A 24,470-nucleotide genomic window follows, 5' to 3' on the forward strand; every position below is an offset into this window, starting at 1 on the left:
AGTGGTGCAGGAGCCTTTTGGCTAAGTAGAATGGTGACAATAGAATAGCTAAGGTTGACGCTACAAGGATACTGTTGTAGCATTAATTTTATGGTATACAATATACCAAATAACACGATTTTTAGAGGTAAGATGAAAAGTTACTTTATATTACTGATGTGTGTAATGTTTTTAATTCAATATTTTGTGAATGCAGCTTGGTTGGTATACATATTGGCTATTTTTGCTACGGTTGCTTTTATAGGGAGTATAACACTGGCAAGGACGGTTCCACGGATATTTAGCATCCTTATGTTTATAGCCGGTATCGTGTTAACCCAATTAAAGGGCCAAGGTATGGATGCGGTTGCACAAGGAATTACATCGAACATACCCTTGCTCACCCTGCTTGTTCTAGTCCCTTTATTGTCGATCCCGTTTAAAATGGGAGGATTTTTTGATTCTATTTTGTTATACCTCCAGAAGCTCCGGAACAGCCCCAGAAAAATGTTTGCGGGGATTACGATCGTGCTTTTTTTTCTTGGACCTATATTAAACCTCGGTTCCATCCGGATTGTTCATGAATTAATTAAAGATCTGCGGTTGAACACTACTTTTTTGTCAAAAGCTTACCTTGTTGGGTTTTCGACGACTATTTTATGGTCACCTTATTATGCGGCAGTTGGGATCGTTTTATTGTATCTGGATGTATCCATTGGAAACTATATGACCTATGGTTTTGGGTTAGCCGTTTTATTTTTAATTGTAGGGAATCTAATGTTAGGATGGTGGGCAAGAAAGCAGCAATGGGACACGGAAGCTACGAATCCAAGTGAAATTACGGCTGTCCACCGAAAAAGGATCAGGATATTGCCCCTCATCATTTTAATGCTGATGGTCATAACGATTGTTGCCGAATTTACCACACATTGGTCCATGCTTGTTTTGGTAAGTCTTCTAGCGCTTTTATTTCCGATAGCCTGGAGCCTGTTTTCGAAGCAATGGGGATTATTAAAACGGCATCTCATTGATTATCGGGACAAAGCGGTGCCTATTATGAATAATGAAATTATCATGTATATCAGTGCTGGATTTTTTGGGCAATCGCTAAAGGGCTCAAGCTTTGGGCAAGGAATTAGCTTGTTTATGAATGATCTATCTCAACTATCTTTTTTGTTATTTGCCGTCTTTATTGTCGTTTTGATGGTCAGTATCACCTTTGTAGGCATTCATCAAGTGGTTGTCGTAAGTGTAATTGCAACGCAAATGGATCCGGTCCTGTTGGGAACAACCAAAGAAATTTTGGCCATGTTATTAATGCTTGCCTGGTCCACCTCCTCTATATTGAGTCCAGTAAATCCCATCAATCTGTTAGTAAGTACTTTGCTGAAAAAATCTAGTATTGAAGTGGGTCTTCGAGATAATGGATGGTACTTACTCGTTGTATGTGCAATTGGCATAGCTATACTTACTTATTTCCACTAAAATTACTTTACAAAAACATCAACGAGCGATTATTCTAAGTATTCAGTAAAAAGTTAGCCGCGAAAAGATATGACATTAAATGACCAGCCATCAAGGAGGCTTTATGGCTCTGAATACCCAAACTCTGAATACTCAAAATGTACTAGCAGGAGTTATGTCTGCATTAATGGCTTGCACGGGTGGAGCTATCATGTTAATTAATTGTGCCCATATTGCCGGACTTAACCGTTCAGAGCTCATATCGTGGTTTTTCATCGTCTACGTTGTAGGCGGTTGTTTAAATGTAGCCTTGTCGATCCGCTACCAAATCCCTTTTGCAGGGGCGCATTCGATAACGGCGGTTGCGTTCTTAAGCACGCTTGTTGCCCAGTTTACATGGAATGAAGTGGCAGGCAGCTTTATGATGGCGGGTTTGCTTATCGTTGTGCTAGGGCTCACAGGATGGTTCGGTAAAATACTGGATTTCATCCCCAAAGCCTTAATTGATGCCATGCTCGCAGGTCTTATTCTCAATTATGTCGTGCAAATCGTACCCACTTTAAAAGCCGCTCCACTTGTGGGAGGAATGGCGATTTTGGGGTTTTTCATTGCGCCTAAAATTTCCCGGTCCATCCCGCCTTTATTAGGCGTGCTCGTATTGGGTGTTATCGGTCTGCTGATCAGCACCGACTTCCCCGCCATTGTGCCGGCAGCCTTCAGCCTGCCTCAATGGGTGAGCCCGCATTTTACAGTGAATGGGTTGATATCGATTGCGATACCGATGGCTGTGCTTATTTTGAGCAACGATTTAGCGGTGGCGTTAGCGGCACTTAAGAAAAATGGCTACCAGCCTCCCGTTGATAAAACGCTTGTTATGTCGGGGGTGGGTACAGCCTTTGTTGGTTTGTTCGGCGGGCATGCTGTGAACATTGGGGGGATGATGACGGCGATTTGCAGCAGTGAGGAAGCGGGACCTAAAGAAAGCCGGGTAGGTGCAGCTATCATTTCCGGCGGATTGGTAGCCCTATTTGGCCTATTTGCATGGAAGGTCATCAGCATTATCGAATTGCTGCCTGTCACCTTTATTACTTTGCTCTCCGGCTTTTCTCTGTTATCGGTGTTACTGAACAGCCTGCAATCGGCCTTTTCCGACTCGGCGTACCGGTATTCGATTTTATTTGCTTTTGTAATGGCGATATCGAACCTTTCTTTTCTCGGCATTTCCTCTCCGGTATGGTCCTTGCTGATCGGGATGGTTACGATGAAGGTATTGAGGGAAGGAAAGGCATAGTGAGAATTGCTGAAGCCTCTATTGGCTTGGAAGGTAGACTTTGTTTGACAACGACTAGGAAATCGTTTTAACTTTAATCTACAGACTGTCTTGAGATTGGAGCCCTATACTTATGTATCGCAATTTAGAAGATTGCCTCATCGATCTTGAAAAGCATGGACATTTGGTCCGCATCCAAGAAGAAGTGGATCCCTATTTGGAAATGGCAGCCATCCATATGAAGGTGTATGAAGCTGGCGGTCCTGCTTTGTTATTCGAACGTGTAAAAGGCTCGAAATTTCGGGCGGTATCCAACCTGTTTGGCACGATAGAGCGCAGCAAATTTATTTTTCGCCATACCTGGGCAGCCGTACAAAGCGTAATGGCTCTGCGGGGCGACCCGATCCAAGCCTTGAAAAATCCCTTTAAGCATGTCAGTACCGGCTTATCGGCATGGAAAGCCTTACCTTTGAAAAAATCAGCAAGTCAGCCGGCCGCCGCCCAGGAAATCCAAATATCCGACCTTCCGCTTATTCAACATTGGCCGATGGATGGCGGCGCTTTTATTACGCTGCCGCAGGTGTATACCGAGGATCCGGCGAAGCCGGGCATTATGAATTCCAATCTGGGGATGTACCGTGTCCAGCTGAGTGGCAATGAATATGAACTGAATCAAGAGATTGGCCTGCATTACCAGATTCACCGCGGGATCGGCGTCCATCAGGATCAAGCGAATAAACAGGGAATGCCGCTCAAGGTGAGCTGTTTTGTCGGTGGGCCGCCAGCGCATACGCTGTCAGCGGTTATGCCCTTGCCGGAAGGCTTAAGCGAGCTGACCTTTGCCGGCTTGCTGGCAGGGCGCCGTTTTCGCTACAGCTATATCGATGGCTTTTGTATTAGCAATGACGCTGATTTTGTCATAACCGGAGAAATCCATGCTGGTGAAACCAAGCCAGAGGGGCCTTTTGGCGATCACTTGGGCTATTACAGCCTTACGCATCCCTTTCCACTAATGAGGGTACATAAAGTATACGCCAAGCCTAATGCCATATGGCCGTTTACCGTTGTTGGCCGTCCGCCCCAGGAGGACACCGCCTTCGGCGAGCTGATCCATGAGCTGACTGGCGATGCAATCAAGCAAGAAATCCCAGGCGTCAAAGAAGTTCATGCGGTTGATGCAGCGGGCGTGCATCCTTTGCTTTTTGCCATTGGCAGTGAACGATACACTCCGTATCAACAGGTCAAGCAGCCGACGGAGATGCTGACGATTGCCAATCGCATTCTGGGTACGGGACAGCTAAGCCTGGCCAAGTATTTGTTCATTACGGCAGAAGAGCAGCAGCCCTTAAGCACACATCATGAAGTCGATTTTTTAGCTTATATTTTGGAGCGTATCGATTTGCGGCGGGATCTTCATTTTTATACGAATACAACCATCGATACCCTGGATTATTCAGGTACGGGTTTAAATAGCGGAAGCAAGGTTGTGTTCGCAGCATACGGGGATAAAAAAAGGGAATTATGCATTGAGGTGCCCGACGCTTTGAAGGCATTACGGGGCTTCGAGCCCGCATGTTTGGTGATGCCGGGCATTGTAGCGATTCAAGGACCTGCCTTTACTAGCTACGCGCAGGCACAGCTGGAATTACAAGGCCTATGTGAGGCCATTCAAGCAAAAGGCTCCATGCCCTCTTGCCCGATGGTCATTTTATGTGATGACAGCCCTTTTATAAGTGCGACCATGAAGAACTTCTTCTGGGCTACCTTCACGCGAAGCAACCCTTCCCATGATATATATGGGGTGAATAGCCGCTATGAGAGCAAGCATTGGGCTTGTGACAATGTCGTAATTGATGCCCGCATCAAGCCACATCAAGCACCGCCGCTAATACCTGATCCAACTGTTGAGAAAAACATCGAGCGGTTATTTGCCAAAGGCGCCAGTTTGGGCGGGTTAAAGCTGCTGGGTTAGCAAGCAATAGTCAAACAAAAACAAAGTAAAGCCGCCTTCGGTACACCGAGGTGTCTTTACTTTGTTTTATTTACATTGTGGATGATAGGTAGAGTGAATTGTTTTCACTGTTAATAGTATTGACAATGGTTATTTATTCTAATACAATACTTCTACCATTAGTTTAACGACTGTTAAAAACGATTGTTAAGAACAATTGTTAAAACAAATATTAAAATATGTTAATAATCCTTGGAGGGATTTACTTGAACATCAATGAGAATATGGCCGTTAAAACTAAAATCCTAACTTCTGCCAAAAAGCTTTTTGCAGAGCTGGGGTATGAAGGGACGAGCGTACGAAGGATTTGCGAGGAGGCTGGGGTCTCGTTGCCACTCGTTTCCTACCACTTTGGAGGTAAGGAAAATGTGTTTTTGGAAATTATAGAGCCACTCCATAATATTTCCTATCCACCGGAAACCGATGATCCCGTAACGGATTTGCAAAATTATTTTAAAGTTATTATTGACTTATTTAAAGAAGAGGAAGTGATTGCACAAATTTTAAGGCAAGAGTTAGTCATGAATAGTCCAAGATCGGATAAAATTATCCCACTCATTCGTAACGTTATTAATAAATTGAAAAGTATTCTTGAAAATGGTGAAAAGAAAGGCGTGTTTCATTTTCAATCCATTACGGTAACAACTAGATTTATTGTTGTGTGTATGACTGCTTTTGTAAAGAGAGGAACTCTTGAAACGTTGTTAGACCATATCGAAGAGAAAGAGACGGACAGCGCTAAAGAGTTATTCGAATTTGTATTCAAAGGCATCCAAAAGATATAAAAAATAGGATCTAGGAGTAGAAACCATATGATAAAGAAATCAATAATTGCCGCTTGTGTTTTGGTGCTTTCATTAGGTGCTGGAGGGGTTCTGTTAGCTGTAGAAGGTAAAGATGCGGTTACAATTGCCACTGAACAAAAGGTAGCTTTACTCTCAGCCGAACAAGTTAATGTATCCTTTCAAAGTGTATCGGGTAAACTTGTCCAGGTTTATGTGATCGAAGAAAATCAGGTGAAGAAAGGAGATAAAATCGCCGAGCTTGACCAAACTGATATCGATCTGCAAATTGCCAAAACACAATTAGACATAGAGACGACAGAGCTTAAAATCAAGCAAACACTCCAAACCAATGGCAGTGCCGATGAAAAATCCCAAAACGGTGTTTTGCAAGCCCAAATCGCCCTAAACCAAGCTATAACGTCTAGAGATCAATTATTAAAAGGTGCCCGCACCGAAGATATAGAAAAACAAAAGCTCGCGGTTCAAGCTGCTCAAGCTTCGATCGATTATGCACAAAAAATGCATAATCAGCTATTAAATCAATACGACAAACCCAACGACATGGCTGCTCAAACGGCCAAACAGGAAAGGGACCAGCTGGAGTTATCGAAAAGTCAACTAACAAATTTGAATAATGGTTTACAACAACAGCAAATCGCATTAGAAAAGATGCTTGCCGGACCTATAACCGAGGAAAAGCAGCAAGCTGAATGGTCCATAGAAAAGGCTCAAGCCGTGCTGGAACAAACCATTATTGCTAAAAATGACCAAGAGTCACAGAGCTATAATGCAGAAGCCCTTACCAAGCAACTGGAGCAGCAAAAAATCCAATTACAAGCTTACCAGCTTCAAAAGGATAGAATGACCCTGACAGCTCCAGCGGACGGCAAGATTTCGAAGGTAACCTTCAAGGCTGGAGAAAATGTATCGGCAGGCACGCCTATTGCCTTACTTCATACAGGCCAGCTTTACTATGACATCTATATCGACGAGACACAGCTTCAGGGCTTAGCTGTTGGTGGTGAGGTCCCGACGTCTATTATATCTACTAATAAAGAGGTAAAGGGAACTGTCCGATTTATTAATTCGGCACCACAATTCGCATCACTCCGGATGAGCCGTGATCGAGGATTATCCGATTTGAGTACTTTTCAAATCCGTATTTATCTCGAATCGAATGATTCCTTACTGCCTGGTATGAGTGCGGAGGTGAAGTTGGATGCGTTCATTAGCAAATGAATGGTTTGAAATTGTGAAGGGCAAGACGATCTGGACTATATTTCTAGTCCCCCTGATCGTAGCGGTTCTATTCGGCTATTTATTTAGCAATAACCAAATTAATGAGACCCACTTAGCGATCATCGATGAAGATAACAGTGCTTACAGCAGGCAGCTAATCAACAATCTGGATGCCTCTCAGTACATTCAAGTTGACCAAGTCTTTCATTCAGCTATGGATCCCAATATGCTCTTTTACAATGAAAAATATGCCGCAGTTCTTTACATGCCACTAGGGCTCGAACAGAATCGCTATACAGGGAAACAAACCAATATCGGTTTAGTCCTAGACAACACGATTCCAACTGTAACTACGTTTGTTAGGCAAGGGGTACAGGAGGTTTTTACAACTGAGAATACGCAAAATGGCATTGGGAAGCTGAAAGCAATGGGATTGTCTGATGAAGCGGCTGTTGCTACACAATCCGGTCTGGCTCTACAACAGCGATCTTTATATAATCCCAATAGCGAGTTTATTATGATTTCGGTCATTGGTTTTATGACAACACTGATCGTTAGTTTTATGCTTAAGAATGGGTCGGCTATTATTCCTAGGCTCAGGTCTGAGGGTTTATGGGAGGAAGAGCTTTCGCGCCCCCTTGGAATCTTAGCTCGTCCCTTACCTTACATTATGTTCACCACCGCATCCATCCTGCTTGCAATGGGGTTACTCAAGCAAGTCGGAGGCATGCGCTTTGCGGGCAGTCCTATGGATTTTTTAATACCAACATTTTTGTTTACTTCCGTTACCTATTATCTAGCCATGGCAGTAACTTGGACAGTTTCAAATCCAGATAAGGCTTTCGGGCGTACTTTATTCATATTGATCCCATCGTCTCTACTTTCGGGACTTCTGATTCCCGTCCCCATGCTTCCTGCCATTTTACAGACACTGAGTAAGTTTGTTCCCATTAACTATTATTTGAAATTCGTTCGGGGTATTGGTTTTCGAGGGGGAAGCCTTAGCTATTTCCCGCAAGAAATGGGCATGCTCCTTCTCATGCAAGCTTTTCTCTTTGTCATAATAGGCTTACTGATCTGGAGGGATAAACGAAGGCTGGCTCAGCAAACAGCCAAAGTAGAGAGCCCAACCCCGGCGCTTTCAAAAGGTATCTCCACTGTGTAATTTAATTGCGAATGTGCTGGGGGCTGCAGCCGATGCTTATGAGTCTTAATGATACGGCTCATGTCGGCCTACCCCCCAACCACCGCTAGCCTATAGCCCCGGCTTATACAAATCCTCCGTTGGCTCGAATGGTTTGGCCTGTCATCCAGCGTGCTTCTTCGCTCGCCAAAAATAGCACAGTTCCCGTAATATCGTCCACTTCGCCTATACGGCCAAACGCATTCATTTTGACAATACCCTCGATTTGCTCTTTGCTTTTCCCGATAGTAAATAGCTCCGTGTTAACGGGTCCAGGAGCTATGGCATTAATCGTAATGCCCTTGGGACCAAATTCCTTTGCTAGCTGTCTAGTGAACTGCTCAACCGCTCCCTTAGTTCCTGCATAAGCGCTATATTGAGGAAACATGGAGCCTACCATCGATGTCGAGAAGTTAATGATCCGCCCATTGGTATTCATATGGATAGCCGCTTGCTGGCAGGCGAAATAGGTGCCTTTGGTATTGACAGCAAATTGGATATCAAAATCCTCTTCAGTCATCTGCAAAAGTGGCTTAACGATCATCAATCCAGCATTGTTTACGAGAATATCAACTTGCCCATAAGCCTCTAACGTTTGCTGGAATAGAGCTTCCAAATCCGCGACACGGCTGATATCTGCTTGAACGGCTAGGGCTTCTCCACCATTTTGCTGGATGCGTTCAACAACCTCATCGGCTTTTGCCCGGTTGCTGCTGTAATTAATGATAACCTTAGCCCCATTTAAGGCGAAGGCTTCGGCAATGCTGCTTCCCATTCCTCTTGACGCGCCAGTGACGATAGCTATTTTTCCTGCAAATTGGTTGCTTTTCATAGTATGATCTCCTCCATAACAGGTTTAATCGTAGGTTTTCTATCTGATTAGTGTTCCCTAAACAAAATCATGCCTGCGTGGTAAAGCACGCCCTCACGAAAATCGCCGTCGGCCGTAAATCCCGTGTCATCCACATATTCTATGTGGTCACCTTCAATCATATATCGACCCTGGTAGGCGCTTTGCTTGCTGCCGCGGGCTTCATCGTAACGTCCGCTTAGCAAAAGCTCATGCCGGATGTAACCATCCTTCGTAACCCACATGCCTACGTAGGATTGCTGGGCTGCGGTTCTTTTTTGCATTTCTTTTCATCTCCTTCACGGCTTATTGGTTGTTGCTGGCTATGAATGTATTATGCACCTATTTGAATGCAAGGCGATATCCAATTCACGGGAGATTATTGCCTAATCCTCCAAAATCCAATAAAATGAAGGCATTATTCACTACGTTTAAGATTGGGAGGGAAAGCTAATGTCGATTGAATTCATGGATGAAACGATTGGTAAGCAGCAACAAGAGCTGGCAAGGATCATTGAACGTCACACTCCCCAAGATGGAACGCATCCTACAGCTGTCCCGTCCCTGTATTTTATTCGTGCCTCCCGACCATCGGATTTGGTCCATTCCATTTATGAGCCTGCTTTATGTATCATCGCCCAAGGGTCGAAAATGGTGATGCTGAGCCAAGAGAGCTATCAGTATGATCCAGCAAGCTATATTGTGGCTTCTGTACACTTGCCGATTTCTGGGCAAATTATTCAAGCTACGCCACAGTCACCTTATCTATGCCTGAAGCTGCAATTTAGTCCGATGCAAATTCTCGATATTATCAGGGTGTCCGAGCCTGCAAAGAGCCATAAAAAGGATTCAGGACGTGGTCTAGCCGTAAGTAAAATGAATTCGACGCTGCTTGATTCTGTATTAAGGTTGGTCCGCCTATTGGATACGCCGCGTGATATTCCCGTACTGGCACCCCTGGTCATACGTGAAATTTTGTATCGGGTGCTGCAGGATGAGCAGGGCAATTCCGTCAAGCGGTTTGCAATGAATAGCAATCATTCGCAGCATATCGCGAAGGTGATTGAGCTGATTTACCAAGATTACGCCAAGCCCTTGCGAATTGATGAATTAGCAACAGCCGTAAATATGAGCTCATCGTCGCTGCATCATTATTTCAAGGAGGTTACAGCGATGAGCCCTTTGCAATACCAAAAGCAAATCCGGCTGCAAGAGGCTCGCCGCCTGCTGCTTTCCCATACATTGGAGGCAGCGGATGCCGGTTTCCAGGTTGGCTATGAAAGCCCGTCCCAATTTAGCCGGGAATATGCCCGCATGTTCGGCTTGCCTCCAAGAAGCGATATCACGCGCCTTCGCGCTTCGTTAGACACATAGCAATCCATAAAGCAGAAAGAGGCCGTGTTTTCTACAAACGTAGAAAACACGGCCTTTTTCATGTACTTCTCCCTATACAGCGGGCCTCTTGCCTCGCAAGCTCAGGAGTTATTGCTGGGCTTCGTCTGCTGCTTCAGCGGCAAAAGAGTCCATGCTTTTTTTGCGGCGCTCATTTTTGGCTTCAATGACTTGCTTCTCATCGGCTGTAAGCTCACTTGAATGCTCATCGAGGTAATCCTCTGCTTCCTGCAAATTAGCCTCAGTATTTTCGAGATGCTCCTGCAGGTGCGCTACATTGTCAGCGCGATTATCAGGCTTGGCCATGGTAATCCCTCCTTAATGATGATGACTACCCGTCTAGTATGACCCTAACTATTGGATACTATGTGAGAGGTACAGCCGTCAGGATGGAATGATCCGTTTAGCCGAAACGATACGCCCCCGCCATTGGTCGTCAAGCTCCGTCACGGTAACGCCGATCCCTACCCGGTAAGTATGTAGCACCTTGTTATCTCCCAAATAAAGCGCGACATGCCCAATTCGCTGAAGACCGGTCTCGTTTTTACGCTGGGGTGTGGTGAAAAATAGCAAATCCCCCTTGCGGATATCGCCAATTTTTACATTTTGCCCAACCTGGCTTTGCTGGCGAGAATCGCGTGGAAGATCAAACCCATTTTGGTTGAAGATATACCTGGTATAGGATGAGCAGTCAAAAGTGGCGGTTTGCTTGGAGGAAGCACCGAATTGGTAGGGCTTCTCCAGATGGACCAGGCCTGTGTCGATGATCGTATCTGCCTTGCGCTCCCAAGCAGGCCGATCTGCCTTGAACCGGTAATCTGTCGACGCAGCAGCTATATAGCCTTGGCGGCCATTCAAGGAAATGCCAAGCCATTCCCGGCTGGATTCGTCCGTGACCATCACCTTCATGCCGGCGGTTAATGTCTCCAGTACCGAGGCACCCGCATCTGCCTTTGCAAGCATAAGGGCAGAGGACTTTAGCAAAGTGGCATTGGGAGCATAATCCGCTTTAGCTGTTGAAGGAAAGTCTGAAGCAGGGTCGTCACTCTTGGAAGGATCGAGGATGGTCGCTGTTTGGCTAGTCCCGTCCCATCCGATTTCATAGCCCAGCGTCTCCGCCAGGAGCCGGATCGGAATATAGGTAGTTCCTTTATAATTAAGGCTTCCCGGAAGCTGCTCCGCTCCGTCATTATAGCCATCAACCGCCGAAAACCGCGATTCGCCAGCCTTCCAATAAAAGGGGACCAGATCAGCCGTTACCTGCTGCAGCTTTCCAGATGCCACGGATATGCCCGAGCCTAGCCCTCCCACAAATACAAACAAGCCTAAGCCTATATACAACAGTGGTTTCTTCAAAAATGAACGCCTCCGAATTAACTTGTAGTTGATCCCTACACAGTTCGGCAAGCGATCTCTATTTGGCGGGATGGTAAAGTTATAGGTTGTCGTCCAATATTTTCCTGCAAAAAAACATTACAAGAATGACGCTTGGCTAAACGAGCCCCTTGGCCGCTTCATCCGTTCGTTCAATATGCACTTCGCCCCACGAGCACATGGCATCGAGAATAGGCTTTAATGACCAGCCATAATCGGATAAGGAATAGACCACCTTGGGAGGAACCTGCTCGTAAATTTTTCTTTTCAATAATCCATCGGCCTCAAGCTCCCGCAATTGCTGTGTAAGCATCTTCTGGGTAATTTCGGGCATCAGCCTTTTTAACTCGCTTGTGCGTTTATCCCCTTTATCCAAATGGCATAGGATGACGACCTTCCATTTACCGCCAATCACATCAAGAGTGGCCTCAACAGGAATATTAAAAGCCATAGTAAAACCTCCTCTACTTTCAAAACATCCCTAACTAGGGTGCTTTTCAGTATCTATAGAACTTTTAAGTGCCTATAGTACTTATTAGTGCGTACTTAACAAAAATATCTTGTAGCCCTATAATAACAGTCGTACACCAAATGTCAAAGTGCCGTGTACCAAACCGTTTTATTTGCAAAACCAAGGAGGATCTTCTTATGAGCCAATCATTGATACAGTCGGAATTACAATCACAGCCACAGCAACAAGCAACGAAAAAATCAGGAAGATGGGCGCTCCTCGCCCTTGCCATAAGTGCATTTGGAATTGGAACTACGGAATTCGTACCCGTAGGGCTGCTTGCTTCCATTGCCGGTGATTTAAACATCGGGATCACGCTCGCCGGCTTGCTTATCTCGGGTTATGCGATCGGGGTTGCAGTCGGGGCTCCCATCCTCACCGCACTGACGAATCGCATGAATCGCAAGGCGTTGTTAATGTCCTTGATGGTTATATTCATTGTTGGCAATGCAGTTGCGGCACTTTCATCATCTTTTGAAATGCTGATGGTCGCACGTTTTATCACATCTTTCTCGCATGGGGTATTTTTCGCAATTGGTGCCACGATTGCTGTTCAGCTTGTTCCCCCGGAAAAAAAGGGCAGTGCCATCGCCCTCATGTTCACGGGACTGACCATTGCGACCGTCACAGGCGTTCCGCTGGGAACCTTTATTGGCCAAGCCTTCGGCTGGCGAGCGACCTTCTGGGGAGTGGCCCTGCTTGGTGTGATTGCGATCCTTGCCAGTGCGGCACTCATTCCTAACCATTTGAAGCAATCACCTCCCGCCAAATTCGCGGATATGTTTCGCCTTGTGACCAATAGCCGCCTGCTCATGGGCTTTTCTATTACAGCTCTTGGCTATGGAGGAACGTTTGTCGCCTTCACCTACCTGACTCCGATTCTGCAGGATGTGGTCGGAATTAGCCCGAGTGTAGTTGGGATTGTGCTGCTTGTGTACGGAATCGCCGTAGCTATCGGCAACGAGGTTGGAGGGAGATGGGCTAACCAAAATCCGGTGCGTGCCTTGCTTTGGATGTTTATGATGCAAACCGTCATCCTGATTGCCATGTCCTTTATGATTCCATTTAAAGTGGCAGGTTTAATCGCGATATTCCTGATGGGGCTCCTCGGCTTTATGAACGTGCCCGGTCTCCAGCTATATATTGTCCAACTCGCTGAAAAGTACGTTCCTTCAGCCGTAGACGTGGCGTCGGCGCTCAATATTGCTGCTTTTAACCTTGGCATTGCCATTGGTGCCGTTGTAGGCGGAGTAGTGGTGGACTCCATTGGTCTTGTGCATACGCCATGGATTGGTGGGCTCATGGTTGCTGTTGCGGTCGTGCTTACAGCTATATCAGCCAAGCTGGAAAAAAATTAAATTTAGCTATTATATTCGGCAATAAATAATTGGGATAATTTTCTATACATCACATGGTTACATCTCTCTTGATCCCTTTTTTATAGGAGTAAATGTGAACGACTTTGTGAAACACTTTTTTCGTATAGTAAAGTTATGCTACACTGAGCGCTTTTTGTTTCTTGAGCGTATACTTTTATCGGTATAGAATAAACCTATCTTAAATCAAAGGGGTTTACATCATGGAACAGACACAATCAAAATCTTTAAATGTAGTTATTATTGGGGGAGGCATTGGTGGTTTTGCGACGGCGGTTGCTTTACAAAATAAAGATATTCAAGCACATGTTTACGAACAAGCAAAAGCACTAGGTGAAATAGGCGCAGGTATTATCATGCATCCACCTACACAATATTTATTTAAAGAGTGGGGATTAGGTGAAGTTTTTAACGAGAGAGGAATTCCTAATAAGACTATTGAAGTGTATACAGCACAAGGGGAGTTCGTCACAAACGTTACAGATGACATGCTATCTTCATTAAAAAAAGACCAAGCAGGTTTACCCCCAGCCTCTATCCATCGTGCCCATTTATTAGACGTATTAATATCACCAATTGATCCAGAATACATTCACTTAGATCATAAATTTGAATCACTTGTTGAAACAGCTGACTATGTAGAAGTAACGTTCGAGAACGGTGCAGTAGTACAGGCAGATGTAGTGATTGCAGCGAACGGTATTCACTCAAATATCCGTAAACTTTTCAGTAATGATGAGCCACTCTATTCAGGTAATCATTCAGTCCGTACTATTCTAAGCCGAGAAGTAACAAAAGAAACAGCAAAAGAAGAAGGTACGGTTATATATAAAGAAGGTGCGAAGATGCTGCTAATGCAACCAGTAGCTGGCGGTATGCACTTTGATATTCTCTATCCTTCCGAGGATACAACGTGGGTGAACTACATTACAAAAGAGGAACTACTGACGAAGATTACTTCATACGATGAAAAGCTAGTTAAACTGTTAGATGCGATTGAATATCCTATCGCAGATCGCGCATTATATCATCGTCAGCCAATCTTACGATGGAGTACAAAGCGTATTACATTACTTGGTGACGCAGCACACTCCATGTTACCAACACTAGGTCAAGGTGCTAACTCCGCAATTGCTGATGCTGATGCGATAGCACGAGCCTTGAGTGAATGTGCGACAGTAGAAGAAGCATTACAACAGTATGAAAATGAACGTCGCCCAGTGACAACGGCTATTCAAAATGAATCGCAACAATTTGATAAAGCATTTGATAAATAATAATGAACAGCCTTAATTCTGTATTTGACAGGGTTAAGGCTGTTCATCTTTGTTGGCAGCGCAATGATCGTTGTCAATCGTGTTTAAGATTTCAAAATAAAATGGGTTTAGTACGAAGCGAAGATATTCATCCATTTGTTCAGGGGTATTGTCTGTATTGTTTTTTAACCAGTAGTTTACTAAATCATCGAGCACCGTCGAATAAACTTTTACAGCCATTTCAAGTGGTACGGGAATAGACTTGATAGAAATAAAATCATTTAAGTCTTCTGTTAACGTTTGAATTCGGATTTTTTTCACTAAAAATTGAAGATGTTCGTCATCAAGATTCAGTAAGATTAATTTTTCTAAATCTGGAATAGATGCTTTTGCGATGATTAACGAAAAAGGTGCAAGTAGTCGTTGCTTTCGCTCTTCAATCGAAAGTGTTTCTTCTATTTTTAGCTCCTGTAGCAGTAAATCATATTTATCTTTATAATATCGGTAAAACGTTGTACGATGAACGAGCGCTTGTTCACAAATGTCTTGTACCGTAATCTCGGCAATTTTTCTTGATTGATTGACTGCTAATTCAAATATACTATCTCTTAACAATTTCTTTGTTCGAAATACACGTAAATCTTCTTTCATATTGAGACCTCCTATCGTATCTTTGATTTTAATATAATATGAAATAAAATACACTGCAATAAACTGTCATTGTAGCGTATCTATACCTGCACCGTGTCAAAAAACACGTTGTTAATGACCGGATTTTTCAGCCAGCCCCAGGCTGGTGTAGCCGCAAGGCTGCGTATCCGCCAATCTGGTCTGCAAAAAAATAAACAAGGAGCAGCTTGCCGAGGCAGCTGCTCCTTGTTTATTTTTTTAGGTCGAGGAAGCTATAAATCTCGTTATGCTTTCTGGTAATAAGCTCTTAGAATTTCTTCCATCACGATATTCGTCCTAGCGGCGCTAACACCGGTGCTTGGGCATGCACCCTCACCACGTAAGGCATCCACGACGGTTTGGATCAAAGGCTGCTGGATATGGTGCGGATGCTCGATCATGAATTGCTCCTCACCTTCGGGGGTTGTGACGATGATCGGGCTATTTTGGAAGGTGGAAAATGTGATCTTACCTTTAGTGCCGATTATTTCGTTTTTGTCCATGTCTTCGTAAGAGGAGAAGCACCAATTTCCGGTTCCGTAAACTCCGGACTCAAACTGGTAAGTGGCCGTTACAATATCCTCGGCCTCATAATGCTGCCCTTGGTTGCCGGCGAAGCCTTTGACACTAACGATGGGGCCAAACAGCTCATCAAGCAAATCAAGCGTGTGGCTCGCTACATCGACGAACAGCCCACCGCCCGAAATTTCCGGCTGGACACGCCATGAGCTACGTTTGAATTGTCCCGTATGCGTTGTAGCGACAAAACGCGCTTCTCCGATAACTCCGCTTGCCAGCAGCTCCTTCACCTTCAGGAACCGAGGCAGCTGCCTCCGGTAGTAAGCGACGAACAGCGGCACATCCGCTTGGCGGCATGCCTCAAGCATTTCCTCGCATTCCGCTACATTCATTGCCATTGGCTTTTCGACATACACCGGCTTTCCCGCTTTAGCAGCAAGCAGCGTATATGCTTTGTGGAAGGCGGGCGGGGTGGCGATATAAATCGCATCCACCTCGGGATCGTCAATTAGCTGCTGCGCATCGCTGTACCACTTGGGCACATGATGCCTGAGGGCGTAGTCTTCGGCTAATGCGGCATCCCTTCTCATTACTGCGACTAGCTGCGAGTTGGCTGCCTTTTGAAAGCCTGGTCCACTTTTAACCTCGGTTACATCACCACAGCCAATAATTCCCCAACGGATCGTTTCCATAAGTAAATAATTCCTCCCGGTCTAGTTTTCTATGTATTGCTGGATATGCTTTTCATCATAGCATTATTTGGCTTCATATGGCATCTATGCCAGGAGCTAAAGCTCAGATCCTTACATATCAGATAGGCACGTTCGCCCAACAGGGATGGACAAGACCCTATTGAAATGCTAGGTTATGGATACCGATCCAATCAAACTGAGTAAAGTAGGTCCAAATTGATGACAAATAACGAAAAACCTGTCTACCGTTTTAGTGAAGCGCCCATTTGGGAGCTACAGCGAGCATATTATGAAGAGCAGGGAATCCAAGCCTGGCAGCGCGAGGAAGTCCCCCAATATATTACGAGTAATCCTGCCATTGCTACGTCGTATGCGGAAATGATAATGGGCTTTCTTCAAGATCGAGCCAGGCTGGGCTATACTTCCGAACCCGTTACAATCGTCGAGCTGGGGGCGGGCTCTGGCCGGTTAGCCTTTCACATCCTTAAGGAGCTTAGCGAGCTCATGGATTATGCGGGTATTGAGCTTCCTCCCTTTTGTTATGTAATGAGCGACTTAGCCATGGCTAATGTTGCTTATTGGCAGCAGCACCCCAGCCTAAAGCCCTTCGCTCAGCAAGGGGTTTTGGATTTTGCCCAATTCGATGCCGTGCACGATACAGAGCTAAGCTTAAAGCAAGCAGGTACCCGTATTGGAGTCGGAGATTTGCAGCAGCCGTTGCTGGTTATTGCCAATTATTTTTTTGACAGTATCCCGCAGGAGCTGCTGTATGTGGATGAAGGGCAGATTTATGAATGCGATATTTCCTTGGAGTTCCCGGCAGGAGCAGCCGATCTTAAACCGGCAGAGCTGCTGGGTCAAGTCATCCCCGCCTACCATTATCGCAGAGCAGCTGAATACGAGCAGGAATCGTATCCTTATCGCGAAGTCATCAAGCTTTACCAGCAGAAGCTGGAGGATTCACATGTGCTTTTTCCTGCGGTGGGGCTGTCGTGCTTAGCGCGGCTTGGTCGGCTGTCACAAGCTGGCTTTGTGCTGCTTACAGCAGACAAGGGCGACCACCGCTTGGAAAACTGGGAGTTTGCTAACGCACCCAAGCTTATCCATCACGGAAGCTTTTCCTTGGAGGCCAATTACCATGCTATCCAGCATGTTATGCAGCAACAAGGAGCGTTAACTCTTTTCACCAAGCATCACTATAGGAATTTGAATGTAGGCTGCATCCTTATGCTGCAACAACCTATGGGCTACGCCAACACCCGGCTGGCTTACCGACGGTTTGTGGAGCGTTTTGGACCGGACGATTTTTTTAATCTTAAAGCGTGGTTTGAGGAGTATTGCGACCAATTGGAGCTGCCACAGCTTTATGCGTTTTGGAGACTGAGCGGCTATGATGCCCAGACGTTCCTGCGAAGCGCCAAGCGGTTCATCGAGTTGCTTCTAGCTGGCAATGAACATCAAATTGAAGATATCCGTAACGGGATGCACGTCATGTGGGAGGGCTATTATCCGATGCAGGAGGATTATGACCTTGCTCTGGATTGTGCGACAGTCTTGTACCAGATCGATATGTTTGATGACGCATTGTTCTTTTTTGAACATTCACTCTTTAGTGGCTTCGGGCAAGATCCTGCCACCTTGTACTCGATGGCGATTTGCTTTTATGAGGTAGGTAAGGAAGAGTCGGCGGCGGAATATGCAAACCATGCATTAGCTATGGATCCGGAGCATGAAGGAGCTTTGGCGTTGCTGGCGCTTATGCAAGGCTAGTATACAGGTGTACCAATCATATGTTCATCCAGACCCCAAAAAAGCCGTTTCCTGCTTGCTAAGGAAACGGCTTTTTTGGTACATACATCTTTGATCGAACCTAGTTACCGGGTTATGTTACTTTTTCTCGGAAAGCCAGGTGGCGAGTGCGCCTATTTCAGTGTCTGAGAGCCTGCCCTTAAAACTCGGCATGGCACCTTTTCCATTATTCAAAATAGTGGAGATCTGATCCTTGGAGTCTTTGGCACCGACCTTTTGTAGGCTTGGTCCCACGGAGCCTTCTAGGTTGTTGCCATGACAGCTGATACAGTTTTGCTTATAGATGGCAGAAGCATCAGCAGTGGAAACAGTACCGCCAGCAGTAGTTCCACCAGTGGTGTCACCGGTCCCCTGATTGGCTGCTGGCGGTGTTGTACTGGGTGTAGTAGGGGTGGTGCTTGGCGGCGCCGTGCTTTTTGCGCCACAGGCGGAAAGCGAAACAGCGAGCAGCAGGGTGAGGCAGATAAAGGATTTGTTCATTTGAGATTCCTTCCTATTTGTTTTTGTATTGGTTTTTGTATGGGTCTTAGCACATTAAAAAAACCGGTTGTCTGTATAAATTGTCCGCTATGTGCTCAAAATATGCACGACTCCATTTTTTTGCAAAAAAAGTCAAATGAATAAGAAGGAGGAGGATAGGATGGAAGACAAGCATAACGAACAACCATCAAGTAATTCTCGTCGTCGCTTTTTGAAATACTCAGGGACTGCAATTGGGGGTGTCATAGTCGGAGGTGTGATTGGTAGGGCGCTTTCCGACGGGTTTGGCTCAACATCGGAGGTGCCTGCGCCTACACCCACACCTGCCACGGAGCTGCCAGCAGCAGGGGCTTTCAACCAGGCGCCGATGTTTTTCACTCAATCCCAGCTTCAGATGACTGAAGCGGCAGCAGAGCTCATTTATCCCAAGGATGAATTGGGTCCGGGAGCTGCGGAGTTAGGAGTCGCCTTTTATATTGACCATCAGATGGCAAGCCCATGGGGCGTCAATGCCCGTGAATACCGGATGGGGCCCTTTGTGCAAGGAGAGGTAACCCAAGGTAATTACCAAAGCATCGGACGCCATCAGTTATTTACAATGGGTTTGCAGTCTATGGAGGAAGCAAGCCGCCAGAAGTACGACAAAGGCTTTATGGATTTAACGGAAGAAGAGAAGACTGCCATATTAACCTTGATGGAGAAAGGCGAGGTAGCGGTTGTTAATGGTGTTACGGGTAAAACCTTCTTTAACATGCTGCGCACACTAACGATGGAAGGGGTCTATTCCGACCCGCTTTATGGTGGAAACAAAGATATGCTCGGCTGGAAAATGCGCAAATATCCAGGCAATCAAATGAGCTATACAGAGATTATGGACAAAGACCAGTTTATTGTCATGGAGCCGCGAAGCCTTCGCGATCATTTTGCGGCCCATTAAATCGAATAAGACCTAAGAGGAAAGGAAGGTTGCACATGGCGACTGTATTGCCGAAGGTTCCAGTTGTGATTGTAGGCATGGGCTGGTTAGGATGTATCATTGCTGCTGAATTGACCAAGCAGGGCATTAAAGTTGTTGGCTTGGAGCGCGGCAAGCCGCGGAGCATCCAAGATTATTACATGGTACATGATGAGCTGCGCTACGCTCAACGGTACGATCTTATGCAGGATTTGTCCAAAGAGACGGTTACCTTTCGTAATACCGAGAAAGTAGCCGCCGTACCGATGCGAGAGCATGGGTCCTTTCTACTCGGGGAGGGGCTCGGCGGTGCCGGTGTTCACTGGAATGGACAAACCTTTCGGTTCCTCCCCTACGATTTTGAAATATACAGCAAAACCGTTGAGAGATATGGAAAAAATAAGATCCCCGCTGGAATGACTATTCAGGACTGGGGCATCACCTATGATCAATTAGAGCCGTATTTTGACAAATTTGAAAAGATGGCAGGCATATCGGGAGATCCTGAGCAGAATCCACTGATCGGCCAACGCTCCAACCCTTTACCAACCAAGGCGATGATTCGAACCCCAGCGCTCAAGCTATTCGAGGCAGCGACGAAACAATTGGGCTACCATCCGTATATGTGGCCATCGGCCAATTTATCGGAGCAGTATACGAACCCGGATGGAATAACACGCGCTGCCTGTCAATATTGCGGCTTCTGTGAAAGGTTCGGCTGCGAGTATGGAGCAAAGGCCGATCCTGTGGTGACAATCCTGCCGATAGCTGTGAATTCCGGTAATTTTGAGCTTCGCTCCTATTCCAACGTCACACAAATTGTTAACGATGGACAAATAGCGAGTGGCGTTGTCTATGTGAATACCGTCACAGGTGAACAATTCGAGCAGCCTGCAGACGTGGTTATTATGGCCAGTTACGTATTCAACAATGTCAGATTACTGCTTACCTCCAAATTGGGTAAGCCGTATGATCCCGTTTCAGGGGAAGGCGTTATTGGGAAAAACTATGCTTACCAGACGAATGGAGGTGCGGCTACCGGATTCTTTGACGATAAGGAATTTAATTTGTATGCCGGAGCGGGCTCGCTCGGTATGGAAATACCTGATTTCAACGGTGACAATTTCGACCATAGCAATCTCAACTTTATCCACGGATCCGGAATTCGCATTTCCCAAACGGGCCTTAGGCCCATTGCCAACAATTCCGTACCCAAGGGAACCCCTTCTTGGGGGAAGGAATTCAAACAACAATCTATCAAATATGCGAATAGCATTTTGGCGGTTACTCCGCAAGGCAGCAGTATGCCGTGGAAGCATCATTATCTCGATCTGGATCCTACCTATAAGGATGCATACGGATTGCCCTTAATGCGGGTTACCTTTGACTTCGAGGATCAGGATCGCGAAATGTTCAAATACGTCTCCGGCAAAACCGTTGAAATTATGAAGGAAATGAAACCAACTACAATAGGCTCATCGGATCAGCTAGGACCCTATAACATTGTCCCTTATCAATCGACCCATAATACCGGAGGGGCTATCATGGGTGCTGATCCGTCTACCTCAGCGGTCAATTCCTATATGCAGATGTGGGATGCTGAGAATGTATTTGTTGTCGGAGCTTGCGCATTTCCCCATAACAGTGGCTATAACCCTACAGGCACTGTGGGTGCACTTGCTTACCGTGCAGCGGAAGGGATTTTACTCTATTTGAAGCAAGGTGGAGCTTTAGTGTGATAGCGTGCGGTTAAGCCTAACTATTAATGGGGTGGGGGAAAGATGGACCAGGAGGATTGGATACTCCATTTGACGGAGATTAGGAAGCGGCTGATGGTCGTGGCTATCTGGTTTATTGCTGCACTTTCCGTCGGACTGTATGTATCGCCAAGCATATTGCGGTATATCAAAAACCAGCCTTCGGCAAATGGGATTGAATGGCATGTATTTTCCTTTACAGACGGGCTGCTGATCTACATGAAGTGTGCTCTACTGTTCGCTTTGCTTGTGGTTGTGCCTATCATCTTGTATCAGCTCTGGGCATTTATTCGCCCTGGTCTTACAGAGGCTGAGGCAAAAGGTACCTTGCCTTACATACCAGCGGCGTTTGCGCTCTTCTTAATTGGAGCTGCATTTGGCTATAAGGTTGTGTTCCCGATGATGCTTCATTTTATGGAAACGATGAACCTAAGCGTCGGAGCTGTAGAAACTTACGGGATTGACCGCTACTTTTCATTCCTATATGAGATTGTATTTCCGATGGCAGTGGCCTTTGAGATGCCTGTAGTGCTGATGTTCCTAACCAAATTGGGGCTGCTTACGCCAGAACGCCTTAAAAAGACGCGGAAGTATGCTTATGTCGGATTGGCCATTACAGGCTCATGCATTTCGCCACCGGATATGATTTCGCACCTATCGGTAACAGTACCCTTGTTCCTGCTGTTTGAAATCAGTGTATTCGTCTCGGGCAAGCAGTGGCGGGCTATGCGCCATAGTGCGACGAACGGTTAGAGGTCTGTCTAACTAAACCAGATACTTAAAGAAAGGAGAAATGACCATGTTCAACAACATTGGCGTCTCGGGCTTAGTGTTAATTCTGGCGATCGCTTTGATCGTCTTTGGACCTTCCAAGCTGCCTCAGCTGGGCAGAGCATTTGGAGATACGCTCCGCGAATTCAGGAATTCGACCCGCAGCATTGTAGAGGATGATGAGCCGGCGGATAAATCCGCTACCAAGAGCGAAACAACAAAGCTCCTGTAAAGCTTTAGGCCAGGCTTTCGAAGCAGGCTGTGAATCGTGAGTATACCGAACCGATGAACCTCTGATATCCACGGAACTTAGTGGTGTTGGGGGTTTATCCTTATTTGGCAATATACTGAAATGTGATTAGGACATTAGATAGAAGTAGTGAGGATATAAGCTTAATAAAGAAGCAGCAAACTTGGCATCCTAAGCTTACTACTTGTAAAGGGGCCTTGATGATGCGAAAGGTAAAGCTTGTGTTAGGGCTTTTATGCAGCCTGATTCTGTTTGCAGGATGTAAGCCGGATATGGGGAAAAATCAATCCAAGCTATCGATCAAAGAACAAACCCATCACGCCGACGAGCAGGTGACGGACAATAAAATGTCGGATACGGCCATTATCGATCATGATGCGGAGCTGGTTGGCGGCGATTGGGGCGTGGAGCGGATATTGACGCCTATTCGGAAGCATGGCTTCAACATGTCTGTTTTACTTGATCCGAGCGGGTTTCCGCTGGTAGAAAGGTTCCCCGACAAGGAAATTGTCCCTATACAAGGCAGCTATGCCGAGAATGTGATCCAAGCTGCCGAAATGTATATGGGCACGCCTTACGAATATGGCTCCGACCGCACCGAGCCTTCGTCCTTCGATTGCTCAGACTTTACGCGTTGGGTCTTTTTATATGCGTTAGGTGTGGATTTACCATGGGATTCGAGGAGCCAGGCGGCTTATGTCGAAGCATTCTCCAAGCGCCGATATACCGATTTGAGTAAAGCTCACCGTGGAGACTTATTGTTCTTTACGCGATATTTGGGTAATCGCCCTTCTAATTATGCAGGGCTTAAGCCTTCTGAAAAGCCAATCACCCACATGGGTATTTATTTGGGCAATAATAAGATCATCCATTCTGCTTCGAAGGAAACGGGTGGCGTCCGCATTGACCAAATCAGGTGGAAGCACCTGGAGTACCGGTTTTTATTTGGCGCTGGGATCCTGGATTAACAGCTCGTTAATATCGAGCACAACAGGGCAATGGTCGCTGCCAAGTACATCACAATCCATCCCGGCATCTCTTAATGCGGGAGCGAGCCTTGCAGAGACCAGAAAATAATCAATACGCCACCCAACGTTGCGTTCCCTTACCTTGGGCATATAAGACCACCATGTATAGGCGTCAGCCTTCTCAGGGTAGAGGTAGCGGAAGGTATCTACAAATCCTGTATCCAGTAATTGAGTCATCTTCTCCCGTTCCTCAAAGGTGAAACCGGAGTTGCCACGATTGGCCTTCGCATTTTTTAGGTCGATCTCTTCGTGGGCAACATTCATATCTCCGCAAATAATGACAGGTTTAACAGCATCCAACTCCTGAAGGTAGCTTCGAAAACGATCCTCCCATTCTAAGCGAAAATCAAGCCTAGACAGGTCACGCCTAGCGTTTGGCGTATAGACATTAACTAGATAAAAAGCGTCGAATTCTAAGGTTAAAATCCGCCCTTCAGGCTCGTGATCCTCCTCCAAGCCATATCTAACGGATAGCGGCTTCATCCTTGTAAAAACAGCAGTACCCGAATATCCCTTCTTTTGCGCGTAATTCCAATATTGCGTGTAGCCCTCATCCTGCTCCAGACTAATTTGTCCGTCCTGCAGCTTCGTCTCTTGGACACAAAATATATCCGCTCCGGACTCTACGAAATATTCGTTAAAGCCTTTATTCACACATGCCCGTAGTCCATTTACATTCCAAGATATTAGCTTCATCGTTTGGGTCCCCTTAGAGTTCGCGGTGATTTTGGTTTCAAGTGATTTCAATTGATTTCAACCAATTCAAGTGTAGCATGCTTCAATCACTTAACGCGATCATCGTTTCCGCCTGGAACCTAGGAAGTGAAAATGCACGCTATGCTAAGATAAT

General features: G+C 45.9%; 24 protein-coding genes. 15 read left to right on the forward strand and 9 right to left on the reverse strand.

Annotation, left to right across the window (positions count from 1 at the left end; translation table 11 throughout):
• Positions 1–165: 165 nt before the first annotated feature.
• The 6 genes from G9U52_RS17855 to G9U52_RS17880 all read left to right on the forward strand — a co-directional run bounded on the left by G9U52_RS17855 (position 166) and on the right by G9U52_RS17880 (position 7,913).
• Positions 166–1,464 carry a hypothetical protein gene (locus G9U52_RS17855; RefSeq protein WP_207953049.1) on the forward strand — a complete coding sequence of 433 codons (1,299 nt, stop codon included), beginning with the start codon at positions 166–168 and terminating at the stop codon, positions 1,462–1,464.
• Positions 1,465–1,567: 103 nt separating this feature from the next.
• Positions 1,568–2,734, forward strand: coding sequence for a benzoate/H(+) symporter BenE family transporter (locus tag G9U52_RS17860; RefSeq protein ID WP_166151998.1), 1,167 nt, complete (start codon positions 1,568–1,570; stop codon positions 2,732–2,734).
• A gap of 112 nt (positions 2,735–2,846) precedes the next feature.
• Positions 2,847–4,685 carry a UbiD family decarboxylase gene (locus G9U52_RS17865; RefSeq protein WP_166151999.1) on the forward strand — a complete coding sequence of 613 codons (1,839 nt, stop codon included), beginning with the start codon at positions 2,847–2,849 and terminating at the stop codon, positions 4,683–4,685.
• A gap of 245 nt (positions 4,686–4,930) precedes the next feature.
• Positions 4,931–5,509, forward strand: coding sequence for a TetR/AcrR family transcriptional regulator (locus tag G9U52_RS17870; protein WP_166152000.1), 579 nt, complete (start codon positions 4,931–4,933; stop codon positions 5,507–5,509).
• Positions 5,510–5,536: 27 nt separating this feature from the next.
• Positions 5,537–6,748: an HlyD family secretion protein gene (locus G9U52_RS17875; RefSeq protein WP_207953050.1), complete on the forward strand. Its 1,212-nt coding sequence runs from the start codon at positions 5,537–5,539 to the stop codon at positions 6,746–6,748.
• Positions 6,729–7,913 (forward strand): ABC transporter permease, encoded by a 1,185-nt coding sequence (locus G9U52_RS17880; RefSeq protein WP_166152001.1) that lies wholly within the window; start codon positions 6,729–6,731, stop codon positions 7,911–7,913. Before G9U52_RS17875 ends, G9U52_RS17880 begins: the two co-directional genes overlap by 20 nt.
• Before the next feature lie 103 nt (positions 7,914–8,016).
• Here the strand turns inward: G9U52_RS17880 and G9U52_RS17885 are convergent, their stop codons facing one another.
• Positions 8,017–8,763, reverse strand: a complete 747-nt coding sequence (locus G9U52_RS17885; RefSeq protein ID WP_166152002.1) for an SDR family oxidoreductase — start codon at positions 8,761–8,763, stop codon at positions 8,017–8,019.
• A gap of 47 nt (positions 8,764–8,810) precedes the next feature.
• Positions 8,811–9,065: an Atu4866 domain-containing protein gene (locus tag G9U52_RS17890; RefSeq protein ID WP_166152003.1), complete on the reverse strand. Its 255-nt coding sequence runs from the start codon at positions 9,063–9,065 to the stop codon at positions 8,811–8,813.
• A gap of 169 nt (positions 9,066–9,234) precedes the next feature.
• Here G9U52_RS17890 and G9U52_RS17895 point away from each other — a divergent pair, with 169 nt between their 5' ends.
• Positions 9,235–10,155, forward strand: a complete 921-nt coding sequence (locus G9U52_RS17895; RefSeq protein ID WP_243767415.1) for an AraC family transcriptional regulator — start codon at positions 9,235–9,237, stop codon at positions 10,153–10,155.
• Positions 10,156–10,263: 108 nt separating this feature from the next.
• Here G9U52_RS17895 and tlp read toward each other — a convergent pair whose 3' ends face one another.
• The 3 genes from tlp to G9U52_RS17910 form a co-directional block, all read right to left on the reverse strand.
• Positions 10,264–10,479: a small acid-soluble spore protein Tlp gene (gene tlp, locus G9U52_RS17900; RefSeq protein ID WP_166152004.1), complete on the reverse strand. Its 216-nt coding sequence runs from the start codon at positions 10,477–10,479 to the stop codon at positions 10,264–10,266.
• A gap of 78 nt (positions 10,480–10,557) precedes the next feature.
• Positions 10,558–11,529 carry a C40 family peptidase gene (locus G9U52_RS17905; RefSeq protein WP_166152005.1) on the reverse strand — a complete coding sequence of 324 codons (972 nt, stop codon included), beginning with the start codon at positions 11,527–11,529 and terminating at the stop codon, positions 10,558–10,560.
• 136 nt (positions 11,530–11,665) lie between these two features.
• Positions 11,666–11,998 carry a winged helix-turn-helix transcriptional regulator gene (locus G9U52_RS17910; RefSeq protein ID WP_166152006.1) on the reverse strand — a complete coding sequence of 111 codons (333 nt, stop codon included), beginning with the start codon at positions 11,996–11,998 and terminating at the stop codon, positions 11,666–11,668.
• Between the two features lie 197 nt (positions 11,999–12,195).
• Here G9U52_RS17910 and G9U52_RS17915 point away from each other — a divergent pair, with 197 nt between their 5' ends.
• Together G9U52_RS17915 and G9U52_RS17920 are read left to right on the forward strand one after the other, a co-directional pair.
• The gene (locus G9U52_RS17915) at positions 12,196–13,416 is read left to right on the forward strand and encodes an MFS transporter (RefSeq protein WP_166152007.1); all 1,221 of its coding nucleotides are present in this window, start codon (positions 12,196–12,198) and stop codon (positions 13,414–13,416) included.
• A 221-nt stretch (positions 13,417–13,637) separates the two neighbouring features.
• Positions 13,638–14,711, forward strand: coding sequence for an FAD-dependent oxidoreductase (locus tag G9U52_RS17920; protein ID WP_166152008.1), 1,074 nt, complete (start codon positions 13,638–13,640; stop codon positions 14,709–14,711).
• 33 nt (positions 14,712–14,744) lie between these two features.
• Here the strand turns inward: G9U52_RS17920 and G9U52_RS17925 are convergent, their stop codons facing one another.
• Positions 14,745–15,341, reverse strand: a complete 597-nt coding sequence (locus G9U52_RS17925; protein WP_166152009.1) for a TetR/AcrR family transcriptional regulator — start codon at positions 15,339–15,341, stop codon at positions 14,745–14,747.
• A gap of 263 nt (positions 15,342–15,604) precedes the next feature.
• Positions 15,605–16,570 (reverse strand): Gfo/Idh/MocA family protein, encoded by a 966-nt coding sequence (locus tag G9U52_RS17930; protein ID WP_166152010.1) that lies wholly within the window; start codon positions 16,568–16,570, stop codon positions 15,605–15,607.
• 219 nt (positions 16,571–16,789) lie between these two features.
• Here G9U52_RS17930 and G9U52_RS17935 point away from each other — a divergent pair, with 219 nt between their 5' ends.
• Complete coding sequence (locus tag G9U52_RS17935; protein WP_166152011.1) at positions 16,790–18,340, forward strand: SAM-dependent methyltransferase; 1,551 nt, start codon at positions 16,790–16,792, stop codon at positions 18,338–18,340.
• Between the two features lie 117 nt (positions 18,341–18,457).
• Here the strand turns inward: G9U52_RS17935 and G9U52_RS17940 are convergent, their stop codons facing one another.
• Positions 18,458–18,859 (reverse strand): c-type cytochrome, encoded by a 402-nt coding sequence (locus G9U52_RS17940; protein WP_166152012.1) that lies wholly within the window; start codon positions 18,857–18,859, stop codon positions 18,458–18,460.
• 160 nt (positions 18,860–19,019) lie between these two features.
• On the opposite strand from G9U52_RS17940, the gene G9U52_RS17945 reads away from it, so the two are divergent.
• The 5 genes from G9U52_RS17945 to G9U52_RS17965 all read left to right on the forward strand — a co-directional run bounded on the left by G9U52_RS17945 (position 19,020) and on the right by G9U52_RS17965 (position 23,560).
• On the forward strand, positions 19,020–19,796 hold the full coding sequence (locus tag G9U52_RS17945) for a gluconate 2-dehydrogenase subunit 3 family protein (RefSeq protein WP_166152013.1): 777 nt from the start codon (positions 19,020–19,022) through the stop codon (positions 19,794–19,796).
• A gap of 35 nt (positions 19,797–19,831) precedes the next feature.
• Entirely contained in the window at positions 19,832–21,553 is a 1,722-nt protein-coding gene (locus G9U52_RS17950) for a GMC family oxidoreductase (protein ID WP_166152014.1), read from the forward strand.
• A 42-nt stretch (positions 21,554–21,595) separates the two neighbouring features.
• On the forward strand, positions 21,596–22,324 hold the full coding sequence (gene tatC / locus G9U52_RS17955) for a twin-arginine translocase subunit TatC (RefSeq protein ID WP_166152015.1): 729 nt from the start codon (positions 21,596–21,598) through the stop codon (positions 22,322–22,324).
• Positions 22,325–22,370: 46 nt separating this feature from the next.
• Positions 22,371–22,574, forward strand: coding sequence for a twin-arginine translocase TatA/TatE family subunit (locus G9U52_RS17960; protein ID WP_166152016.1), 204 nt, complete (start codon positions 22,371–22,373; stop codon positions 22,572–22,574).
• A gap of 218 nt (positions 22,575–22,792) precedes the next feature.
• Entirely contained in the window at positions 22,793–23,560 is a 768-nt protein-coding gene (locus tag G9U52_RS17965; protein WP_243767416.1) for a C40 family peptidase, read from the forward strand.
• Here the strand turns inward: G9U52_RS17965 and G9U52_RS17970 are convergent.
• Positions 23,534–24,316 carry an exodeoxyribonuclease III gene (locus G9U52_RS17970; RefSeq protein ID WP_166152017.1) on the reverse strand — a complete coding sequence of 261 codons (783 nt, stop codon included), beginning with the start codon at positions 24,314–24,316 and terminating at the stop codon, positions 23,534–23,536. The two genes, G9U52_RS17965 and G9U52_RS17970, sit on opposite strands and share 27 nt — an antisense overlap.
• Positions 24,317–24,470 lie beyond the last annotated feature (154 nt).

It is taken from the genome of Paenibacillus agricola (genome assembly GCF_011440305.1).
GTDB classification, from domain to species: domain Bacteria; phylum Bacillota; class Bacilli; order Paenibacillales; family NBRC-103111; genus Paenibacillus_S; species Paenibacillus_S agricola.

Bases quoted from the DNA above. Each gene is read 5' to 3' on its own strand.
- G9U52_RS17965 (WP_243767416.1), top strand. From the start codon at position 22,793: ATGATGCGAAAGGTAAAGCTTGTGTTAGGGCTTTTATGCAGCCTGATT.
- G9U52_RS17875 (WP_207953050.1), top strand. From the start codon at position 5,537: ATGATAAAGAAATCAATAATTGCCGCTTGTGTTTTGGTGCTTTCATTA.
- G9U52_RS17935 (WP_166152011.1), top strand. From the start codon at position 16,790: ATGACAAATAACGAAAAACCTGTCTACCGTTTTAGTGAAGCGCCCATT.
- G9U52_RS17910 (WP_166152006.1), bottom strand. From the start codon at position 11,998: ATGGCTTTTAATATTCCTGTTGAGGCCACTCTTGATGTGATTGGCGGT.
- G9U52_RS17970 (WP_166152017.1), bottom strand. From the start codon at position 24,316: ATGAAGCTAATATCTTGGAATGTAAATGGACTACGGGCATGTGTGAAT.
- G9U52_RS17940 (WP_166152012.1), bottom strand. From the start codon at position 18,859: ATGAACAAATCCTTTATCTGCCTCACCCTGCTGCTCGCTGTTTCGCTT.
- G9U52_RS17945 (WP_166152013.1), top strand. From the start codon at position 19,020: ATGGAAGACAAGCATAACGAACAACCATCAAGTAATTCTCGTCGTCGC.
- tlp (WP_166152004.1), bottom strand. From the start codon at position 10,479: ATGGCCAAGCCTGATAATCGCGCTGACAATGTAGCGCACCTGCAGGAG.
- G9U52_RS17855 (WP_207953049.1), top strand. From the start codon at position 166: ATGTTTTTAATTCAATATTTTGTGAATGCAGCTTGGTTGGTATACATA.
- tatC (WP_166152015.1), top strand. From the start codon at position 21,596: ATGGACCAGGAGGATTGGATACTCCATTTGACGGAGATTAGGAAGCGG.
- G9U52_RS17920 (WP_166152008.1), top strand. From the start codon at position 13,638: ATGGAACAGACACAATCAAAATCTTTAAATGTAGTTATTATTGGGGGA.
- G9U52_RS17950 (WP_166152014.1), top strand. From the start codon at position 19,832: ATGGCGACTGTATTGCCGAAGGTTCCAGTTGTGATTGTAGGCATGGGC.
- G9U52_RS17865 (WP_166151999.1), top strand. From the start codon at position 2,847: ATGTATCGCAATTTAGAAGATTGCCTCATCGATCTTGAAAAGCATGGA.
- G9U52_RS17885 (WP_166152002.1), bottom strand. From the start codon at position 8,763: ATGAAAAGCAACCAATTTGCAGGAAAAATAGCTATCGTCACTGGCGCG.
- G9U52_RS17895 (WP_243767415.1), top strand. From the start codon at position 9,235: ATGTCGATTGAATTCATGGATGAAACGATTGGTAAGCAGCAACAAGAG.
- G9U52_RS17915 (WP_166152007.1), top strand. From the start codon at position 12,196: ATGAGCCAATCATTGATACAGTCGGAATTACAATCACAGCCACAGCAA.
- G9U52_RS17860 (WP_166151998.1), top strand. From the start codon at position 1,568: ATGGCTCTGAATACCCAAACTCTGAATACTCAAAATGTACTAGCAGGA.
- G9U52_RS17930 (WP_166152010.1), bottom strand. From the start codon at position 16,570: ATGGAAACGATCCGTTGGGGAATTATTGGCTGTGGTGATGTAACCGAG.
- G9U52_RS17890 (WP_166152003.1), bottom strand. From the start codon at position 9,065: ATGCAAAAAAGAACCGCAGCCCAGCAATCCTACGTAGGCATGTGGGTT.
- G9U52_RS17925 (WP_166152009.1), bottom strand. From the start codon at position 15,341: ATGAAAGAAGATTTACGTGTATTTCGAACAAAGAAATTGTTAAGAGAT.
- G9U52_RS17960 (WP_166152016.1), top strand. From the start codon at position 22,371: ATGTTCAACAACATTGGCGTCTCGGGCTTAGTGTTAATTCTGGCGATC.
- G9U52_RS17880 (WP_166152001.1), top strand. From the start codon at position 6,729: ATGCGTTCATTAGCAAATGAATGGTTTGAAATTGTGAAGGGCAAGACG.